We start from the raw sequence: 14730 nt of genomic DNA, 5'->3' as shown, positions 1-14730 counted from the left end.
CTCACTGATTGAATTCAATAGGGATGATGACAATAGTTGGCATAAAATAGTTCATAAAAAGTGCTTTATACCTTTATTCGCGGGGTTATGAATCAAAACTAACTATCCGCAGAGGGGATACCATAATACTTATCTTCGACTAGACTTTAGTTGGGGCAAAATACATTATTGGGTAACTTTGTGCAGTTAAAGCAGTCACTTTTACTTTTTAAAACAGCCGCAGTGGGCTCTGCGATTGTGATTATGGTTGCAAGCTGGTTTTTGTACGTTCAGCTACAGCAAACCCGAACTCTGAATGATCACCTTTTTCAACTTCAGACTCAGATACAGCGTCTACTGGATCAGGAAGAACGGTTTTTGATAGAACGTCAGCGTGAGAGTCTTGCATCGATTGAAGATGATAGAGCATCCTATCGCAAGAGTTATAGCCAATTGTTAAATATGCTGGTGGCTCAACAGCGGGATCTTACTTTACTCTTTAAACTAGACGAGGAAGTTAAGCGCTTTGCGCTCAAGTATGAGCAGCTAGCATCTATGCAGGCATTGTTGGGTTATGACAAAGAAGAGGGGGTCTATGGCAACTTTCGGCGTCAAGCTCATGCTCTGCAAGATATTGCTAGACAAACCCAGCATCCCCAGTTAGAGATTTTGCTATTGGAGCTGCGACGCAGAGAGAAAGATTTTTTACTTAGGCTCGAACCAAACTATTTGCTCATCCATCAAGATTTATTAAGCAGAACAGAGCTGCTGATATCTGCGCAGTTTCCTAACAAATCACAGGAGCTACTCTCTATTCTTAATCAATACCAACACGGCTTTAATACTTATATCAGCGTACTACAGAAACAAGGGTTGGATCATAGCCAAGGTGTGAGATCGGAATTACATCAGTTGAAGATTTCTATTAGAAATCATTTTGAAGTGGTATCAAAGCAGCTTTTTAATGAAGCACTGAGTGAAAAGCAAAGCTTAATTTTGACCTGTTTAGTGATCATCGTTTCTATCAGTTGTTTCAGTTTATTGTTACTGTTTGTGCTTAACACCCGTATCTCAGAGCATATTATTTCAATAAGCCGCGTACTAAAAAATGTTGCTCAACACGAAGACTTCTCAATGAGGGTAAACATTGATGGTGAAGATGAAATCGCACAGATAGCGCATCATTTGGATAGTTTACTTGCGTTTATTGAGACTTTGCTTGATAGGCTTACGGCAGCACAGCAAAGATTGATCGAAGAGGCCAAAATGGCCAGTTTAGGCAATATGGTGAGTGGGTTTGCACATGAATTAAATACACCTCTTGGTGTCGCAATTACCAGTCAATCGCACTTAAAAGAACAAGTTGAAGTGCTTAAAAAAGACTTAGAATCTGGGCGGTTGCAAAAGCAAACTTTAACTAACCTGATCGCCGAAGCTGAGTCTGCGCTGTCTTTGTTGGAGAACAACTTACTGAGAACTGCGTCCTTGATTGATGATTTTAAAAAAGTTTCAGTTCAGCAAGAGTATGATGAAGTGCAGGAGTTTAGTCTCAATGCATTGGTGAGTGGGGTTTTAGATTGTTATCAACACGAACTAAAACAACCTGACTACCATATCGAAGTAGAAATACCTGAGCAATTAATGTTAAACAGCTATCCAAACGTGTTTGTGCAAGTATTAACTTACAGCTTCAACAACTGTATTCAGCATGCAAAACAAGAAGGTAAGTTGCTAAATATCGTCATTTCGGCGTTGATCGTCAATAATTATATTCACTTGTATATCAAAGATGACGGTAAAGGAATAGATAAAGAACTGTTGCCTGTTATTTTTGAGCCTTTTATCACAACACAGAGAAATCAAGGTGGCATCGGGCTCGGCTTGAGCATTATCTATAACTTAGTAACACAGAAGCTAGGTGGGGAAGTAAAAATACAAAGCCCCGCACATGGCGGGGCTTGTTTACATATCATTCTAGCGAATACGGCGTTTCGCTTAGACGCGGATTAGCTTTGTTTGCTAGCAACCCACTGATCAACGAACTGCTCTAAAACATTTAGAGGAACAGGGCCGTTTTTAAGTACTACGTCGTGGAATTCACGAATATCAAACTTATCGCCAAGCTCTTTCTTAGCCGCTTCGCGAAGCTCAACAATTTTGATCATACCAATTTTGTATGCTGTTGCTTGGCTTGGCATCACAATGTGGCGCTCTACCATCTTAACAGCATCTGATTTTGCATTAGGTGTGTTATTTACGTAGTAATCGATACCTTCTTGGCGTGTCCACTTCATTGCGTGGATACCAGTATCAACCACTAGACGACATGCACGCCAAAGCTCCATTGCTAGACGACCAAAGTCTGAATATGGGTCTTCGTATAAGCCCATTTCTTTAGGTACTAGCTCAGAGTATAGGCCCCAACCTTCTGTGTAAGCTGTGTAGCGACCAAACTTACGGAACTTCGGCATATTTTCAAGTTCTTGCGCGATGGCAATTTGCATGTGGTGGCCAGGTACACCTTCGTGATAGGCTAACGCTTCCATTTGGTAGGTTGGCATTGCTTCCATATCATAAAGGTTTGCATAGTAAATGCCCGGGCGAGAACCGTCTGGCGTTGGCTGCTGATAGAAAGCTTTACCAGCTGCTTTTTCGCGGAATGCTTCAACACGCTTAACTATCATGTCTGCTTTTGGCTTAACAATGAACAGCTCGTCTAAGCGAGACTTCATGTTGTCAATCATCGCCGTCGCATCAGCTAGATATTTTGCTTTGCCTTCTTCTGTATTTGGAAGATAAAACTGCTTATCGGTTCTCATGAACTCCATAAACGCTTTTAAGTCACCTTTGAAACCAACTTTGTCTTTGATTTCACGCATTTCGTCATGGATACGAGCAACTTCTTGCAAACCAATCTTATGAATTTCAGCGGCAGAAAGCTTGGTTGTTGTTGTACGCTCAAGCGCAACGTTGAAGAACTTTTCACCTTCAGGGAACTTCCAAACACCGTCGCGGTTGTCCGCACGTTTTTCCAACTTATTTAGATAGTTGATTAACTTGCTATAAGATGGTTTTACAGCAGATGTCAGGGCGTTGTTAGCCTCTGTGATAAGTGCGTCTTTTTCATTTTGTGCGATCTCTAACTTGGCAACTTTTCTCTTGAAGTCAGCCAAAAGTGTAGAGTCTGCACCTTTGGAGAAAGGTGCGCCCTTGATAATATTTTTGCTCGACTCAATAACATGAGGGAACACAAACTTAGGCGCTATGATGCCAGCTTCTGCACGTTTTTCTAGATCTTCGACTAGTTGGTCGAACACAGTTGTGACACCGTTAAGACGAGAGATATAGGCTTTTGCATCCTTAACGTCAGCAATTTGGTGTTGGTTAATCAAAAATGCCGGGATCATTGAATGTGTGCCAAACATTTGATTGACTGGGTAAGAGTAACGACGCCATTTAAAGTCTTCGATCTCTTCAACAAGACCCTGTTTAAACAAGTCGTAGCTTACCTGAGATTGAGGGTCTAGTTTACTGCGGTCAATGGCATTGATCGCCGCAAGATCTTGTTTAGTTAATTCAAGGTCTTCTAATTGACGTGCCTCTGAACCGTCGTCCCACTTGTCATAGTCTTTTTTAATACCCAAATAAGTTTGGTAAATAGGACTACGCATGACACTGCGATTAAATGACTCTTCGAACAGAGCATTTGCTTTTTCTACTTCACTTTGAACAACTTGTTGCACAGGAGCTACAGGCTTTGGTTGTTCAGCTGTTTGCTGGCAGCCTGCCAATAACGTCGCTGAAATTGCAGCAGCGATAATGGTAAGTTTACGCATGTTTTACCCTTCTTATTTTATATATTCAGATATATGAGCCCACAAGAGATTGCCTCTCTTAGTGTAGGTTATTATATGGCACGCAACAGCTAGCGACCAAATTCTTTGGTTGAATGCAAAGTTGCAATAAATGTACCCCAAATTAGACAAACAATTCTAACAGGTCATTAAGGTATCTGTGCCCTTTATTTGTTACAAACCATGAATCACCTAAGTCTTCCAACAAACCTAGTTTAATTGCTTGGTTTAGCTGCGTTTGTATATCGGCCTCTTGTAATCCCGTGTAGGCTTCAAAGTTAGCCTTTGGGGTTGCTTCTAACAGGCGAAACGTATTCATGAAAAACTCAAATGCTTGGTCTTCTAAATTGACTTGCCAGCTGTCGTATATGTACGGTTTGGTCAAGTCCATATACCCTCTAGGGTGCTTCACTTTGACGGTACGCAAAATTTGTTGCTGTTCGGGTTGTGTGATCTTGCCATGAGCGCCACAGCCTATGCCAAGGTAGTCACCAAAGCGCCAATAATTGAGATTATGTTTGCATTTAAAACCTGATTTTGAATAACCGGATATCTCATACTGCTGATATCCGTGCTGCGCCAGCAGCGCTTGTCCTGCTTCTTGTATTGCCCACAGGGTTTCGTCTTCAGGTAATTTAGGGGGCTTTGATGCAAATTGAGTATTTGGCTCAATGGTTAATTGATACCAAGAAATATGCGGAGGATTCAGCTCAATTACGCGTCTTAAATCGCTCAGAGCATCATCTAAAGACTGATTGGGTAGACCGTGCATCAAATCCATATTAAAGCTATTTAACCCTGCATCATGTGCTTCAGCGGCAGCATTGAGGGCTTCATGTTCACCATGTATGCGACCCAGTGCCTTAAGTTTATCGCTTTGTAAACTTTGCACACCAATTGAGATTCGATTTATGCCAGCCTGTACATAATGTTTAAAGCGATCACTCTCAACTGTGCCAGGATTGGCCTCTAAGGTAATTTCAATATCGTCTTCAAAGCCAATTAGAGCTTCTATTTGCTGTAAAAGGTCAACGTAAGCATCGCCAGAAAGCAAACTTGGTGTGCCGCCGCCGACAAATATACTATGCAGTTTTCTCCCTTGTACAAGGTGTAGGTCTGATTTGAGGTCATCAATTAAATGACCAATGTATTCTTGCTCAGGAATGGTGCCTTTTTGACTATGGCTGTTGAAATCACAGTAAGGACATTTTTGCACGCACCAAGGTACGTGCACATATAAACTTAAAGAAGGAAGGTTCACTGGATGCTCTTAAAATGTGTCATGAGTTGTTGGAGTGCCTTTCCTCTGTGACTAACGGTATTCTTTTCTTCCTTACTCAATTCAGCCGCCATACGCTGTAGATTCTCGACCCAAAAAACAGGATCGTAACCAAAGCCGCCATCACCGTGCGGCTTTGCCGCAATTGCACCTTCCCAACTTGCTTGGCAAATAACGGGTGTAGGATCATTGGCATGTCGCATATAAACTAACACACACCAAAAGCGGGCGGTGCGGTTAGTTACACCTTCTAAATCAACCAGTAATTTATCGATGTTTTGCTGGTCGCTTGCACCGCTACCAGCGAAGCGCGCTGAGTATACGCCTGGTGCTCCATCGAGTGCATCAACTTCTAAGCCTGAGTCATCAGCAATGGCGGGTAGGCCTGTTTCTTTTGCTGCGTGTCGAGCCTTAATAATGGCATTTTCTACAAAAGTAGTGCCTGTTTCTTCCACATCAGAAACGTCAAATTGGCTCTGTGGCAAGACTTCAATTTGCAAGCTTTCAAGCATACCGCCTAACTCTCTGACCTTGCCTTGGTTTCCTGTGGCAAGCACGATTTGTTTTGTCATATCTTTAATCTACGTAGAACTTTTGTTGAAATTTTAATAATTGACGATTATTGCCTTGCTGGATGTTTAACTCGAAACGATAAAGATCTTCATTGTAATAATCGAGTTGTGCGAGGTAATAAATGGCGTCGCCTTCAATAACTTGTTTAAATGTCAGTGGCTTTTTATTGCCCAGTAAGTTTTTTGCGAAACCAGATATTTGCACTTCTTGTGCGGTTTTGGATTGATCTTTAGCGAGCACCGAAATGTTGATTAAAGCTTTATTTTCGCTGCGAACCACACCATAAACTTTAGCCACGCTGGGTTGGATAAAGGTTGATGGAAAGGCAATGTAGTGCACTTCCCAATTACCTAAGTTTTTAAATTGTCCACCGGACTCTGAGTTATTCGCCTGGGTGTGAAAAGCGCCCAATACAAGTAAAATTACGAAAAGATAGAATCGCATAGTACCTCACTTTCATATGCTTAGCGCATGAAGTCCATCACCAAATGTTGTAAGAACATCATGCCTAACAAAACCACCATAATGGACAAGTCGAGCCCGCCAAGTGGTGGGATAATCTTTCTAATTGGGCGCAGTAGTGGCTCAGTTAATTGTTCAAAAACAGCTGCTGCGGGGTTATAACCCTGTACCACCCAACTCAATAGTGCGCGGATCACTAAAATCCAAAAAACCAAACTAAAGGCTTCTCGTAGTACGGTTAACAACCCACCTATAGCTGCTGTAGCGGCATCCCAATGGCCGCTAAACACCAACATCAATACGGATACTTTTGCGCCAGCGACGATAAATGCAAGCACCAGCGATGCCACGTCAATACCTGCAAAACCAGGAATAATCTTACGTAAGGGGTTGACAGCAAATGAGGTCGCTTTTACAACTGCCTGACTAATTGGGTTGTAAAAATCAACACGTGCCCACTGCATCCAAAAACGTAGCAGCACCACCATTAAGAATAGATTAAAAATGGTTTCAATTAAAAAATACATTGCATTCATTTTAGGTCCTTAAATTTGTTTTTCCATTTCCTCTGCGCGTGCGATGCATGCATCCATTGCGTTTGCGACGGTTAGAGGAAGTTGATTATCTTTCATTGACTCAATAGCGGCATGGGTGGTTCCACCCTTTGACGTGACATTGGCACGAAGTTGCTCAAGGCTGACGCCTGGTTGAGATACGGCCATTTGTGCTGCACCAAGAGCTGTTTGCTGCACCAGTTGCCGTGCTTGTTGTTCATTGAATCCAAGTGCTTTTGCTTTTTCCTCTATGGCTTGCATGAAAAGAAAAAAGTAGGCTGGGGAAGAGCCTGTCACTGCGATAATGTCATTTATCTGGCTTTCTGATTGAAGCCAGACAGTCACTCCCGTGGCGCTGAAAATTTGGTCAATAAATCTTTGTTCTTGGTCATCAATATCTTGGCTAAATAATCCAGATACGCCAAGCCCCACTAATGATGGTGTGTTAGGCATACAGCGTACAAGTTTGGCGTCGCTTTGGAGCATTTCTTTTAAACGAGCAAGGGTAATACCCGCTGCGACTGAAATCACTACTTTGTTGCTCAAGTCGATACTTGCTGAGCGAAAGGTTTCGCACAAGGCTTCCATCATTTGTGGTTTAACAGATAGTACAATGACGTCAGCACGTTTAATGGCGTCTATGTTGTCACTGGTTGTTTGAACAGCAAAATCCTGTGCAACTTTGTCTAGCTTTTCTTGATTGCGATTAGTAGCAATGATATTGCGGGCGCTGAAACCGTTTTTAAGCATGCCGCCAATGATGGCATAGCTCATGTTTCCAGTGCCAATAAATGCGATTGTTTTATTAGACATATTATCTGTGTGGCCTTTATTGTCTTTTACCAAAAATATCGGTCCCAATTCTCACCATGGTGGCGCCAGCTGCAACGGCGGGTTCTAAATCGCCACTCATGCCCATTGAAAGGGTATCGATATGTGGATATTGGGTCTTTAGTTTATCAAAGCAATGTTTCATTTGCTGAAAATATTGCAGTTGCTTGTCAACATCATCTGTTTGTGCGGTTATCGTCATTAAACCTCTCAGCGAGAGTTGCTTTGTTTCACTGATAAATTGAGCAAGGTCAGACAGCTCTTCGGGGAGGCAGCCTGATTTTTTCTCGTCTTGGCTAATGTTCACTTGAATAAGCACATTGAGCGGTTTTAGATTTGTTGGCCTTTGTTCACTTAAGCGTCTCGCTATTTTGATTCGGTCGACACTTTGCACCCAGTTGAAATTTTCAGCTATATGCCGCGACTTATTCGATTGAATAGGGCCAATAAAGTGCCACTCAATGTCTTTGTGCTGTTTGAAGTGCATGACTTTGTCGACGGCTTCTTGCACATAAGATTCGCCGAATAGACGCTGACCAGCGTCATACGCTTGTTGGATAAGTTCGATTGGTTTGGTTTTAGACACAGCCAAAAGTTGCACAGGGTCAGAAATATGACAATTTTGCTCTGCTTTTGTAATGCGATCGTAGGCGTTATTTAGCCGTTCTGCTATTGTAACCATATTATTGTTTGCTCGTTGTGGAGTCATAGATGGATATTACTGAATTATTAGCCTTTAGTGTGCAGCATAAAGCGTCGGATCTACACCTTTCTTCGGAAGTTTCTCCAATGATCCGTGTTGATGGTGACGTACGCCGCATAAATATTCCCGCTTTAGAAGCGAAGGATGTAAATAGTTTAATTTACGATATTATGAATGATAACCAGCGCAAGGACTATGAGCAAAACCTTGAGGTGGATTTTTCGTTTGAAGTACCTAATTTAGCACGTTTTCGTGTCAATGCGTTTAACACGAGTCGCGGGCCTGCCGCTGTATTTCGTACTATTCCAAGTACCGTATTGACCCTAGATGAATTAGGTGCGCCAGATATTTTTAAAAAAATAGCAGAAAACCAGCGCGGGCTGGTACTTGTAACTGGGCCGACGGGATCGGGTAAATCAACGACGCTCGCGGCCATGGTCGACTATATCAATAGCAGTAAGCATCATCATATTTTGACAATAGAAGACCCCATTGAATTTGTTCATCAAAATCAACTGAGTTTGATTAACCAACGTGAGGTTCACCGCGATACTCACAGCTTTAATGCAGCATTGCGAAGTGCGCTGCGTGAAGATCCCGATGTTATTCTTGTGGGTGAGTTACGTGATTTGGAAACGATTCGTTTAGCCATGACAGCAGCAGAAACGGGTCACCTTGTATTTGGTACATTGCACACCACATCGGCACCAAAAACCATTGACCGTATTATTGATGTATTCCCCGGTGAAGAAAAAGATATGGTTCGTTCTATGTTGTCAGAGTCGTTACAGGCGGTGATTTCACAAACACTGATTAAAAAAGTAGGTGGAGGACGAGTTGCGGCACATGAAATCATGTTAGGTGTGCCTGCAATACGTAATTTGATCCGTGAAGATAAGATTGCTCAAATGTACTCAGCTATTCAAACGGGCGCCCTACACGGTATGCAGACCATGGATCAGTGTTTGATGAACTTAGTGAACCACGGTTTGATCACAACCCAAGATGCGCACACTAAAGCACATGATAAAAACCAATTTGGTGCCGCAGGATTTTAATACAAGGTTTTAAACAATGGCATTGATAGATTATTTACAATTGATGGTAGACAAAGAAGCATCAGACTTATTTGTCTCATCTGGTTTGGCGGTCAGCGCCAAAATTGATGGTGAATTAAGGGCACTAGACGAAGAAGTACTGGATAGTGACAGTGCGTTGACTATGGTTGAGTCGGCGATGACAGATAGGCAAAAGCAACAGTTTCACGCTGAAAAGGAGTGTAACTTTGCGGTTGCTAACGATGTTGGCCGCTTCCGGGTTTCCGCATTTTGGCAGCGAGACTGTGCAGGCATGGTGATCAGGAGAATTGTGACGGATATTCCTGACGTTACCCAACTTGGTTTACCCTCGGTATTGACCGATGTGATCATGTCAAAGCGTGGTCTAGTACTGTTTGTTGGTGGTACAGGTACGGGTAAATCGACGTCTTTGGCTGCACTACTGGGCTACCGTAATCGCAATCAGCGCGGCCATATCCTGACAATAGAAGATCCCATAGAGTTTGTGCATGAACATCGCAAGAGCATCATTACCCAAAGAGAAGTTGGTCTAGATACCGAGAGCTTTGAAGCTGCGCTGAAAAGTTCATTGCGACAAGCCCCAGATGTTATTTTAATTGGTGAAATTCGCTCCCAAGAAACTATGGAATATGCCCTGAGCTTTGCTGAGACTGGGCACTTATGTGTTGCGACATTGCACGCAAACAATGCTAACCAAGCGATTGACCGTATCATGCACTTAGTTCCGAAAGAAAAGCATGACAAACTGAAATATGATTTGGCACTAAATCTCAGAGCAATAGTCGCACAGCAACTGGTGCCTACGTCAAAAGGTGAGGGGCGTGTTGCCGCGATAGAAATACTGCTGAACTCACCGATGGTTTCTGAATTGATTAAGAAAGGAGATATAGGGTCCATCAAAGAGACCATGGCTAAATCGAAAGAGATGGGCATGCAAACTTTCGATCAAGCTTTATTTGAACTCTACAAAGCCCAGCGGGTTAATTACGCAGATGCTCTGCATCATGCTGACTCGCCTAATGATTTACGTCTAATGATTAAATTGCAAAACAATGAACAAAAAGGTGCAGGGTTTTTGCAAGGGGTCACCATTGATGGCTTGGACAGCAAGAAAAACTAATCTGTTTTGCTTGCTTGTATGTTGTCATCTGAGCCTGACAACACTTTGTTGGGCTCAGTCTAGTTATGTCGATATTTATATCAGAGATGACGTATATTTAAACTACAAAGCTCTATTATCTGGCCGCTCACCGTTGGAAGTAGATAACTTTGGTGGGCAGTTTGTGCGGCGTGATGTTGTCGACATGGTGCTGTTGCATCAAGCTTTAATTTTAGGCGGCTTTGACAAGCCGTTTAAATACCGACCTGGAAACGTCAACTTCAGAGATTCTAATTTACTAGAGCAAGGTAAGCAGTTACTCAGCTTCGATACATTTTGGCTGGAAGAAGCACAACAAAAAGCTGATAAGCTGTATATTAGTGAACCTGTGATCAGAAAGGGTGAATTTTTTGCTGGTTTATATTTTGCCAAAGAGAACAAACGGGTTGCAAATATTCAGTCCCTTGAAGATCTAAGCACGCTGAGTGCGGTGTCTTCAAGTCGCTGGTTGGTAGACTGGCACACTTTAAGTCGTTTGCCTCTCAAACGCTTGGTGGATGAACAAACTTGGTCAGCGCAAGCGCAGATTGTGAACAAGCAATGGGTTGATTTTATGTTGATCCATTTAATGCCGGTGATGGGGAATGATTTTAAATTGGCAAACATAAATCTAGTTTCTCATCCCAAATGGGTGGTTTTATTGGACAGTAGCCGTCATTTTGTGGTGTCTAAACTACACCCTCAAGGCGAGCGCGCTTTTGAAGCATTGCAAAAAGGGCTAGAGAAGCTGAGGCGTCAGGGAAAAATCGAACAGGCTTATCGCCAAGCAGGACTGTTCCCTGATATGAGGGTTTACCAGCAGCTCAATGCTGCCGCAGGTGGAGACAAGTAGTAATTACTCTGTTTCCCACAGTTGTTCAAAGAAACTTTCTAAAATAATGACCGCTGACATTCCATCAACATTGTCTTTTGCCAAAGAGCGATAGCCACCTTGATCAAATAATCTGGCTTTGGCATCGGTCGTAGTCAGACGTTCATCTTGTGTTTCGACGGGAAGGCGGTAATTATTGTGCAGGCGATTGGCAAATTTCTTGGCTGCGAACGTAACCTGCTGATTTGTACCATCCATATTCAGAGGCAGGCCGACAACAAGTAAATCAGGTTTCCATTCATTCACTTGTTGTTCTATATCGGACCAATTGGGAATGCCATCTCGCGCTTTGACTGCGCCTAAGCTGGTGGCTGTTCCCGTTACTTCCTGGCCAATGGCCATACCAATACTACGTGTACCAAAATCAAACCCCATTACAGTACGTTGACCTTTAGGAGTCTTTGGTTTTTTATTGCTCATACTTCTATGCGTGTCCTGCTTGATTACTGAGTTGTGCGATGTCGATACCTAACATACTTACGGCTTTTTCCCAGCGCTTTTCTGGCGGCGTACTAAATATAATCTCGGGATCTGCCTGAATTATCAGCCAAGAGTTTTCCAAGATCTCTTGTTCGAGTTGGCCTTTTTCCCACCCTGAATAGCCAAGCGTTATGATAAATGCATCTGGGCTATCGTGATAAGTAAGAGAGGCAAGCACATCTTTTGAAGTTGTTATCATGATGTCAGAGCTGAGCTCTTTGCTCGAGGCATAACCAATCTTGGGCGTATGTAATACAAACCCTCTGTCCGTATGCACCGGCCCACCAGCAAAAACAGTTTGATCCGCAGCACTGCTGCCTTTGTCATTGTCGATTTCGATCTGGTCGAGCAACTCGCCTACAGTAACGTCAATGGGGTGATTGACAATCAACCCCATAGCGCCTTCTTCATTGTGTTCACAGATGTAGGTGACGGAGCGTTTGAACATCGGGTCCTGCAAGTTCGGCATTGCGATAAGAAAGTGATTAGCTAATGATTGCATGCGAGACCCCTTCTATGATTTAACTTTCAGTATGGTTGAGTTTTGCTTCAATCGCATCAAAAAACTTGTCCATAATAGATATATCGTACGCTGCTTCAATTTCCTTAACGCAAGTTGGAGCAGTCACGTTTATTTCTGTTAGTTTGTCGCCAATGATATCTAAGCCAACAAACAGTAATCCTTTCTCTTTTAAGGTTGGTGCGACCGCTTCTGCAATCTTTCTATCACTTTCACTGATTGGTCTCGCTTCACCGCGACCTCCAGCCGCAAGATTACCGCGTGTTTCGCCTCCTTGAGGAATGCGCGCTAGGCAATAAGGGATCACTTCACCGTCAACAACCAAAACGCGTTTATCACCTTGCTTTATTTCAGGAATATAGTTTTGTGCCATGGCAAAGCGGCTACCATGCTCGGTGAGTGTTTCGCAGATAACACCGATGTTGGGATCGTCGTGCTGTACTCTAAAAATTGATGCTCCACCCATGCCATCAAGAGGCTTCAATATGATGTCTTGGTGTTTGTCTAAAAATGCTCTAATTTGGCTTGCATTTCTTGTAACTAAGGTGTCAGGGGTATGCTCACTAAACCATGCTGTAAATAACTTTTCGTTGGCATCTCTGAGGCTTTGAGGCTTATTTACCACTAATGTACCGGCAAGTTCGGCACGTTCTAGTATATAGGTTGCGTAAATATATTCAGTGTCAAAAGGCGGATCTTTTCGCATCAGAATGACATCCAGATCACTGAGCGCAATATCTTGTTTGTCAGCCAATTCATACCAGTGACTTTCATCATCAAATACACGTGCTTTGGCGGCTGTCGCTCGGCCTTCACCTTGGTATAGATATAAATCGTCCATTTCCATGTAATACAATTCAAAGCCACGCTGTTGCGCTGCCATCATCATGGCAAAGCCGGTATCTTTTTTAATGTTAAATCCACTGATTGGATCTGAGATAATCCCAAGTTTGACTGCCATCGCCTTTACCTTATGTGTTATTTTGGGTGAGTATGACTAATGTGGTTAGCACAATGTGTTGCTAACCACAGTTTATATGTGGACTAGTCGCTCGATTTTAAAGAGCTAAATCGCCAAACTGCAATTGCAGTGCGCTTAAAACTGTCAATGCAGCTGTTTCGGTACGAAGGACTCTTGGCCCAATTTTGATATCAATAAAGCCTTGTTCAGTGGTATTGGACATTTCTTCGTCAGTAAAACCGCCTTCAGGACCCACTAAAAAGCGCACTCCCTGATCTGGTGCCGGTAACGTCTTTATAGAGTGATCTGCTCTGGGGTGTAATGTTAATTTTAATTCGTCACTCTGTTGGCCAAGCCACTCTTCTAACGAAATTGGAGGGTGCACTTTGGTAATGAAGTTTCTACCTGATTGCTCTGCCGCGGATATCGCTATTTTTTGCCATTGCTGGTGCTTTTTGGCTAATCGGTCACCACTGAGCTTTACGCCGCATCGAGTAGTAAATAAAGGCGTGATTTCACTGACTCCCAGTTCAACCGATTTTTGAATGGTGAAATCCATTTTGTCACCCCGAGAAATGCCTTGCCCTAGGTGCACATTTAATGGAGATTCAACACACCTATCGACAAATTCAAAAGGGGTCACTTCAACTGTTTTTTTGGAAATAGCAGTAATTCTTGCGAGATATTCGCCACCTTGTCCGTTGAACAAACTGACTTGTTCACCTTCTTTCATTCTTAGTACGCGCGCGATATGCCCGGCAGCGTCATCATTCAAAGTGGCAGGTTGATTCACTACCAATTCTGAAGGTTGGTAAATATGTGGAATACGCATAGTGTTGAAAGTCTAAATTGGATATGCGCTCATGTTAAGGTTTTCACGGCGGTGAGTCTATAGAATGCGACACATCATGGTCAATACATGCACTCTAATCTGCGGTATCTGTTTTTAACACCACAAATTCGCTGAAGGTGTCATGTTTTGTTGCCGCAAGACTTGAATTACAGGTTAGATGGTTGTTGTTAAATGGATCGCTAATACGATGATAGTCATAACCATTTGCCAATTGTTCGATGGTAAACCTGTCTGCATGCAGGGAATTGAAGATAAACTTTTGTTTCTCGTCAGCGAGGTTGTAGTCGAGCGCGTAGATAAGAACACCTTGAATTTTATGGTGTTCATGTAGGTAAGTTGCAAGCTCCGAGACGCTTATTTCATTATCAAAGTCACAGTAACTGTAATCTTTGATTTGGTCTTTAAACATCATTTTGAGCATTTGCTTTGTATTGTCTCCAGCAATTATTAGCTGACTCGGGGTGTCAGGAGAGAGAGATTTTACAAACTCGACGAATTCCTGACTGAACTCCCAGTTGCTGTCAACAAGTAAAAAGTTATCTAATTTCAAAGATATAGGTCTCCAGAGCTAA

At 42.7% G+C, this 14730-nt stretch carries 16 protein-coding genes; 4 read left to right on the top strand and 12 right to left on the bottom strand.

Annotation, left to right across the window (positions count from 1 at the left end):
* Nucleotides 1-180: 180 nt before the first annotated feature.
* A complete protein-coding gene (locus N483_RS01825; RefSeq protein ID WP_063383307.1) occupies nt 181-1989 on the top strand; it encodes a sensor histidine kinase in 1809 nt (602 codons plus the stop codon).
* Here N483_RS01825 and N483_RS01820 read toward each other — a convergent pair.
* From N483_RS01820 to N483_RS01790, 7 genes are all read right to left on the bottom strand, one after another.
* Nucleotides 1986-3815: a DUF885 domain-containing protein gene (locus tag N483_RS01820; protein ID WP_023399468.1), complete on the bottom strand. Its 1830-nt coding sequence runs from the start codon at nt 3813-3815 to the stop codon at nt 1986-1988. The two genes, N483_RS01825 and N483_RS01820, sit on opposite strands and share 4 nt — an antisense overlap.
* 142 nt (nt 3816-3957) lie before the next feature.
* The gene (gene hemW / locus N483_RS01815; protein ID WP_023399469.1) at nt 3958-5094 is read right to left on the bottom strand and encodes a radical SAM family heme chaperone HemW; all 1137 of its coding nucleotides are present in this window, start codon (nt 5092-5094) and stop codon (nt 3958-3960) included.
* A complete protein-coding gene (locus N483_RS01810; protein ID WP_023399470.1) occupies nt 5091-5684 on the bottom strand; it encodes an XTP/dITP diphosphatase in 594 nt (197 codons plus the stop codon). Before N483_RS01810 ends, hemW begins: the two co-directional genes overlap by 4 nt.
* A 4-nt stretch (nt 5685-5688) precedes the next feature.
* On the bottom strand, nt 5689-6129 hold the full coding sequence (locus N483_RS01805; protein ID WP_023399471.1) for a DUF4426 domain-containing protein: 441 nt from the start codon (nt 6127-6129) through the stop codon (nt 5689-5691).
* Between the two features lie 20 nt (nt 6130-6149).
* Nucleotides 6150-6683, bottom strand: a complete 534-nt coding sequence (locus tag N483_RS01800) for a YggT family protein (protein WP_023399472.1) — start codon at nt 6681-6683, stop codon at nt 6150-6152.
* A 9-nt stretch (nt 6684-6692) separates the two neighbouring features.
* Nucleotides 6693-7514, bottom strand: a complete 822-nt coding sequence (gene proC / locus N483_RS01795) for a pyrroline-5-carboxylate reductase (RefSeq protein WP_036976332.1) — start codon at nt 7512-7514, stop codon at nt 6693-6695.
* 16 nt (nt 7515-7530) lie between these two features.
* A complete protein-coding gene (locus N483_RS01790) occupies nt 7531-8241 on the bottom strand; it encodes a YggS family pyridoxal phosphate-dependent enzyme (protein WP_036976274.1) in 711 nt (236 codons plus the stop codon).
* 2 nt (nt 8242-8243) lie between these two features.
* Here N483_RS01790 and N483_RS01785 point away from each other — a divergent pair, with 2 nt between their 5' ends.
* From N483_RS01785 to N483_RS01775, 3 genes are read left to right on the top strand one after another with little or no spacing between them, the layout of a single operon-like run.
* Entirely contained in the window at nt 8244-9293 is a 1050-nt protein-coding gene (locus N483_RS01785) for a type IV pilus twitching motility protein PilT (RefSeq protein ID WP_023399475.1), read from the top strand.
* Between the two features lie 16 nt (nt 9294-9309).
* On the top strand, nt 9310-10434 hold the full coding sequence (locus N483_RS01780; protein ID WP_023399476.1) for a PilT/PilU family type 4a pilus ATPase: 1125 nt from the start codon (nt 9310-9312) through the stop codon (nt 10432-10434).
* Nucleotides 10409-11305 carry a hypothetical protein gene (locus N483_RS01775; protein WP_023399477.1) on the top strand — a complete coding sequence of 299 codons (897 nt, stop codon included), beginning with the start codon at nt 10409-10411 and terminating at the stop codon, nt 11303-11305. The genes N483_RS01780 and N483_RS01775 overlap by 26 nt, the downstream gene beginning before the upstream one ends.
* Nucleotides 11306-11308: 3 nt before the next feature.
* On the opposite strand, the gene ruvX is transcribed toward N483_RS01775, so the two are convergent.
* The 5 genes from ruvX to N483_RS01750 form a co-directional block, all read right to left on the bottom strand.
* Nucleotides 11309-11764, bottom strand: a complete 456-nt coding sequence (gene ruvX / locus N483_RS01770; protein WP_023399478.1) for a Holliday junction resolvase RuvX — start codon at nt 11762-11764, stop codon at nt 11309-11311.
* 4 nt (nt 11765-11768) lie between these two features.
* Entirely contained in the window at nt 11769-12326 is a 558-nt protein-coding gene (locus tag N483_RS01765) for a YqgE/AlgH family protein (RefSeq protein WP_023399479.1), read from the bottom strand.
* Between the two features lie 19 nt (nt 12327-12345).
* Nucleotides 12346-13305 carry a glutathione synthase gene (gshB, locus tag N483_RS01760; protein ID WP_023399480.1) on the bottom strand — a complete coding sequence of 320 codons (960 nt, stop codon included), beginning with the start codon at nt 13303-13305 and terminating at the stop codon, nt 12346-12348.
* A 97-nt stretch (nt 13306-13402) separates the two neighbouring features.
* A complete protein-coding gene (gene rsmE, locus N483_RS01755) occupies nt 13403-14137 on the bottom strand; it encodes a 16S rRNA (uracil(1498)-N(3))-methyltransferase (protein WP_023399481.1) in 735 nt (244 codons plus the stop codon).
* Nucleotides 14138-14231: 94 nt separating this feature from the next.
* Nucleotides 14232-14714, bottom strand: a complete 483-nt coding sequence (locus tag N483_RS01750; RefSeq protein WP_036976278.1) for a hypothetical protein — start codon at nt 14712-14714, stop codon at nt 14232-14234.
* Nucleotides 14715-14730 lie beyond the last annotated feature (16 nt).

The organism is Pseudoalteromonas luteoviolacea NCIMB 1944, assembly GCF_001625565.1.
Classification (GTDB): Bacteria; Pseudomonadota; Gammaproteobacteria; order Enterobacterales; family Alteromonadaceae; genus Pseudoalteromonas; species Pseudoalteromonas luteoviolacea_F.
Note: the sequence above shows the minus strand (reverse complement) of the source record. Positions and strands in the feature narration are given on the sequence as shown.

Coding starts and splice junctions, on each gene's coding strand:
- N483_RS01820 (WP_023399468.1), bottom strand. CDS start 3,815: ATGCGTAAACTTACCATTATCGCTGCTGCAATTTCAGCGACGTTATTG.
- N483_RS01810 (WP_023399470.1), bottom strand. CDS start 5,684: ATGACAAAACAAATCGTGCTTGCCACAGGAAACCAAGGCAAGGTCAGA.
- N483_RS01805 (WP_023399471.1), bottom strand. CDS start 6,129: ATGCGATTCTATCTTTTCGTAATTTTACTTGTATTGGGCGCTTTTCAC.
- N483_RS01800 (WP_023399472.1), bottom strand. CDS start 6,683: ATGAATGCAATGTATTTTTTAATTGAAACCATTTTTAATCTATTCTTA.
- proC (WP_036976332.1), bottom strand. CDS start 7,514: ATGTCTAATAAAACAATCGCATTTATTGGCACTGGAAACATGAGCTAT.
- N483_RS01790 (WP_036976274.1), bottom strand. CDS start 8,241: ATGACTCCACAACGAGCAAACAATAATATGGTTACAATAGCAGAACGG.
- N483_RS01785 (WP_023399475.1), top strand. CDS start 8,244: ATGGATATTACTGAATTATTAGCCTTTAGTGTGCAGCATAAAGCGTCG.
- N483_RS01780 (WP_023399476.1), top strand. CDS start 9,310: ATGGCATTGATAGATTATTTACAATTGATGGTAGACAAAGAAGCATCA.
- N483_RS01775 (WP_023399477.1), top strand. CDS start 10,409: ATGGCTTGGACAGCAAGAAAAACTAATCTGTTTTGCTTGCTTGTATGT.
- ruvX (WP_023399478.1), bottom strand. CDS start 11,764: ATGAGCAATAAAAAACCAAAGACTCCTAAAGGTCAACGTACTGTAATG.
- N483_RS01765 (WP_023399479.1), bottom strand. CDS start 12,326: ATGCAATCATTAGCTAATCACTTTCTTATCGCAATGCCGAACTTGCAG.
- gshB (WP_023399480.1), bottom strand. CDS start 13,305: ATGGCAGTCAAACTTGGGATTATCTCAGATCCAATCAGTGGATTTAAC.
- rsmE (WP_023399481.1), bottom strand. CDS start 14,137: ATGCGTATTCCACATATTTACCAACCTTCAGAATTGGTAGTGAATCAA.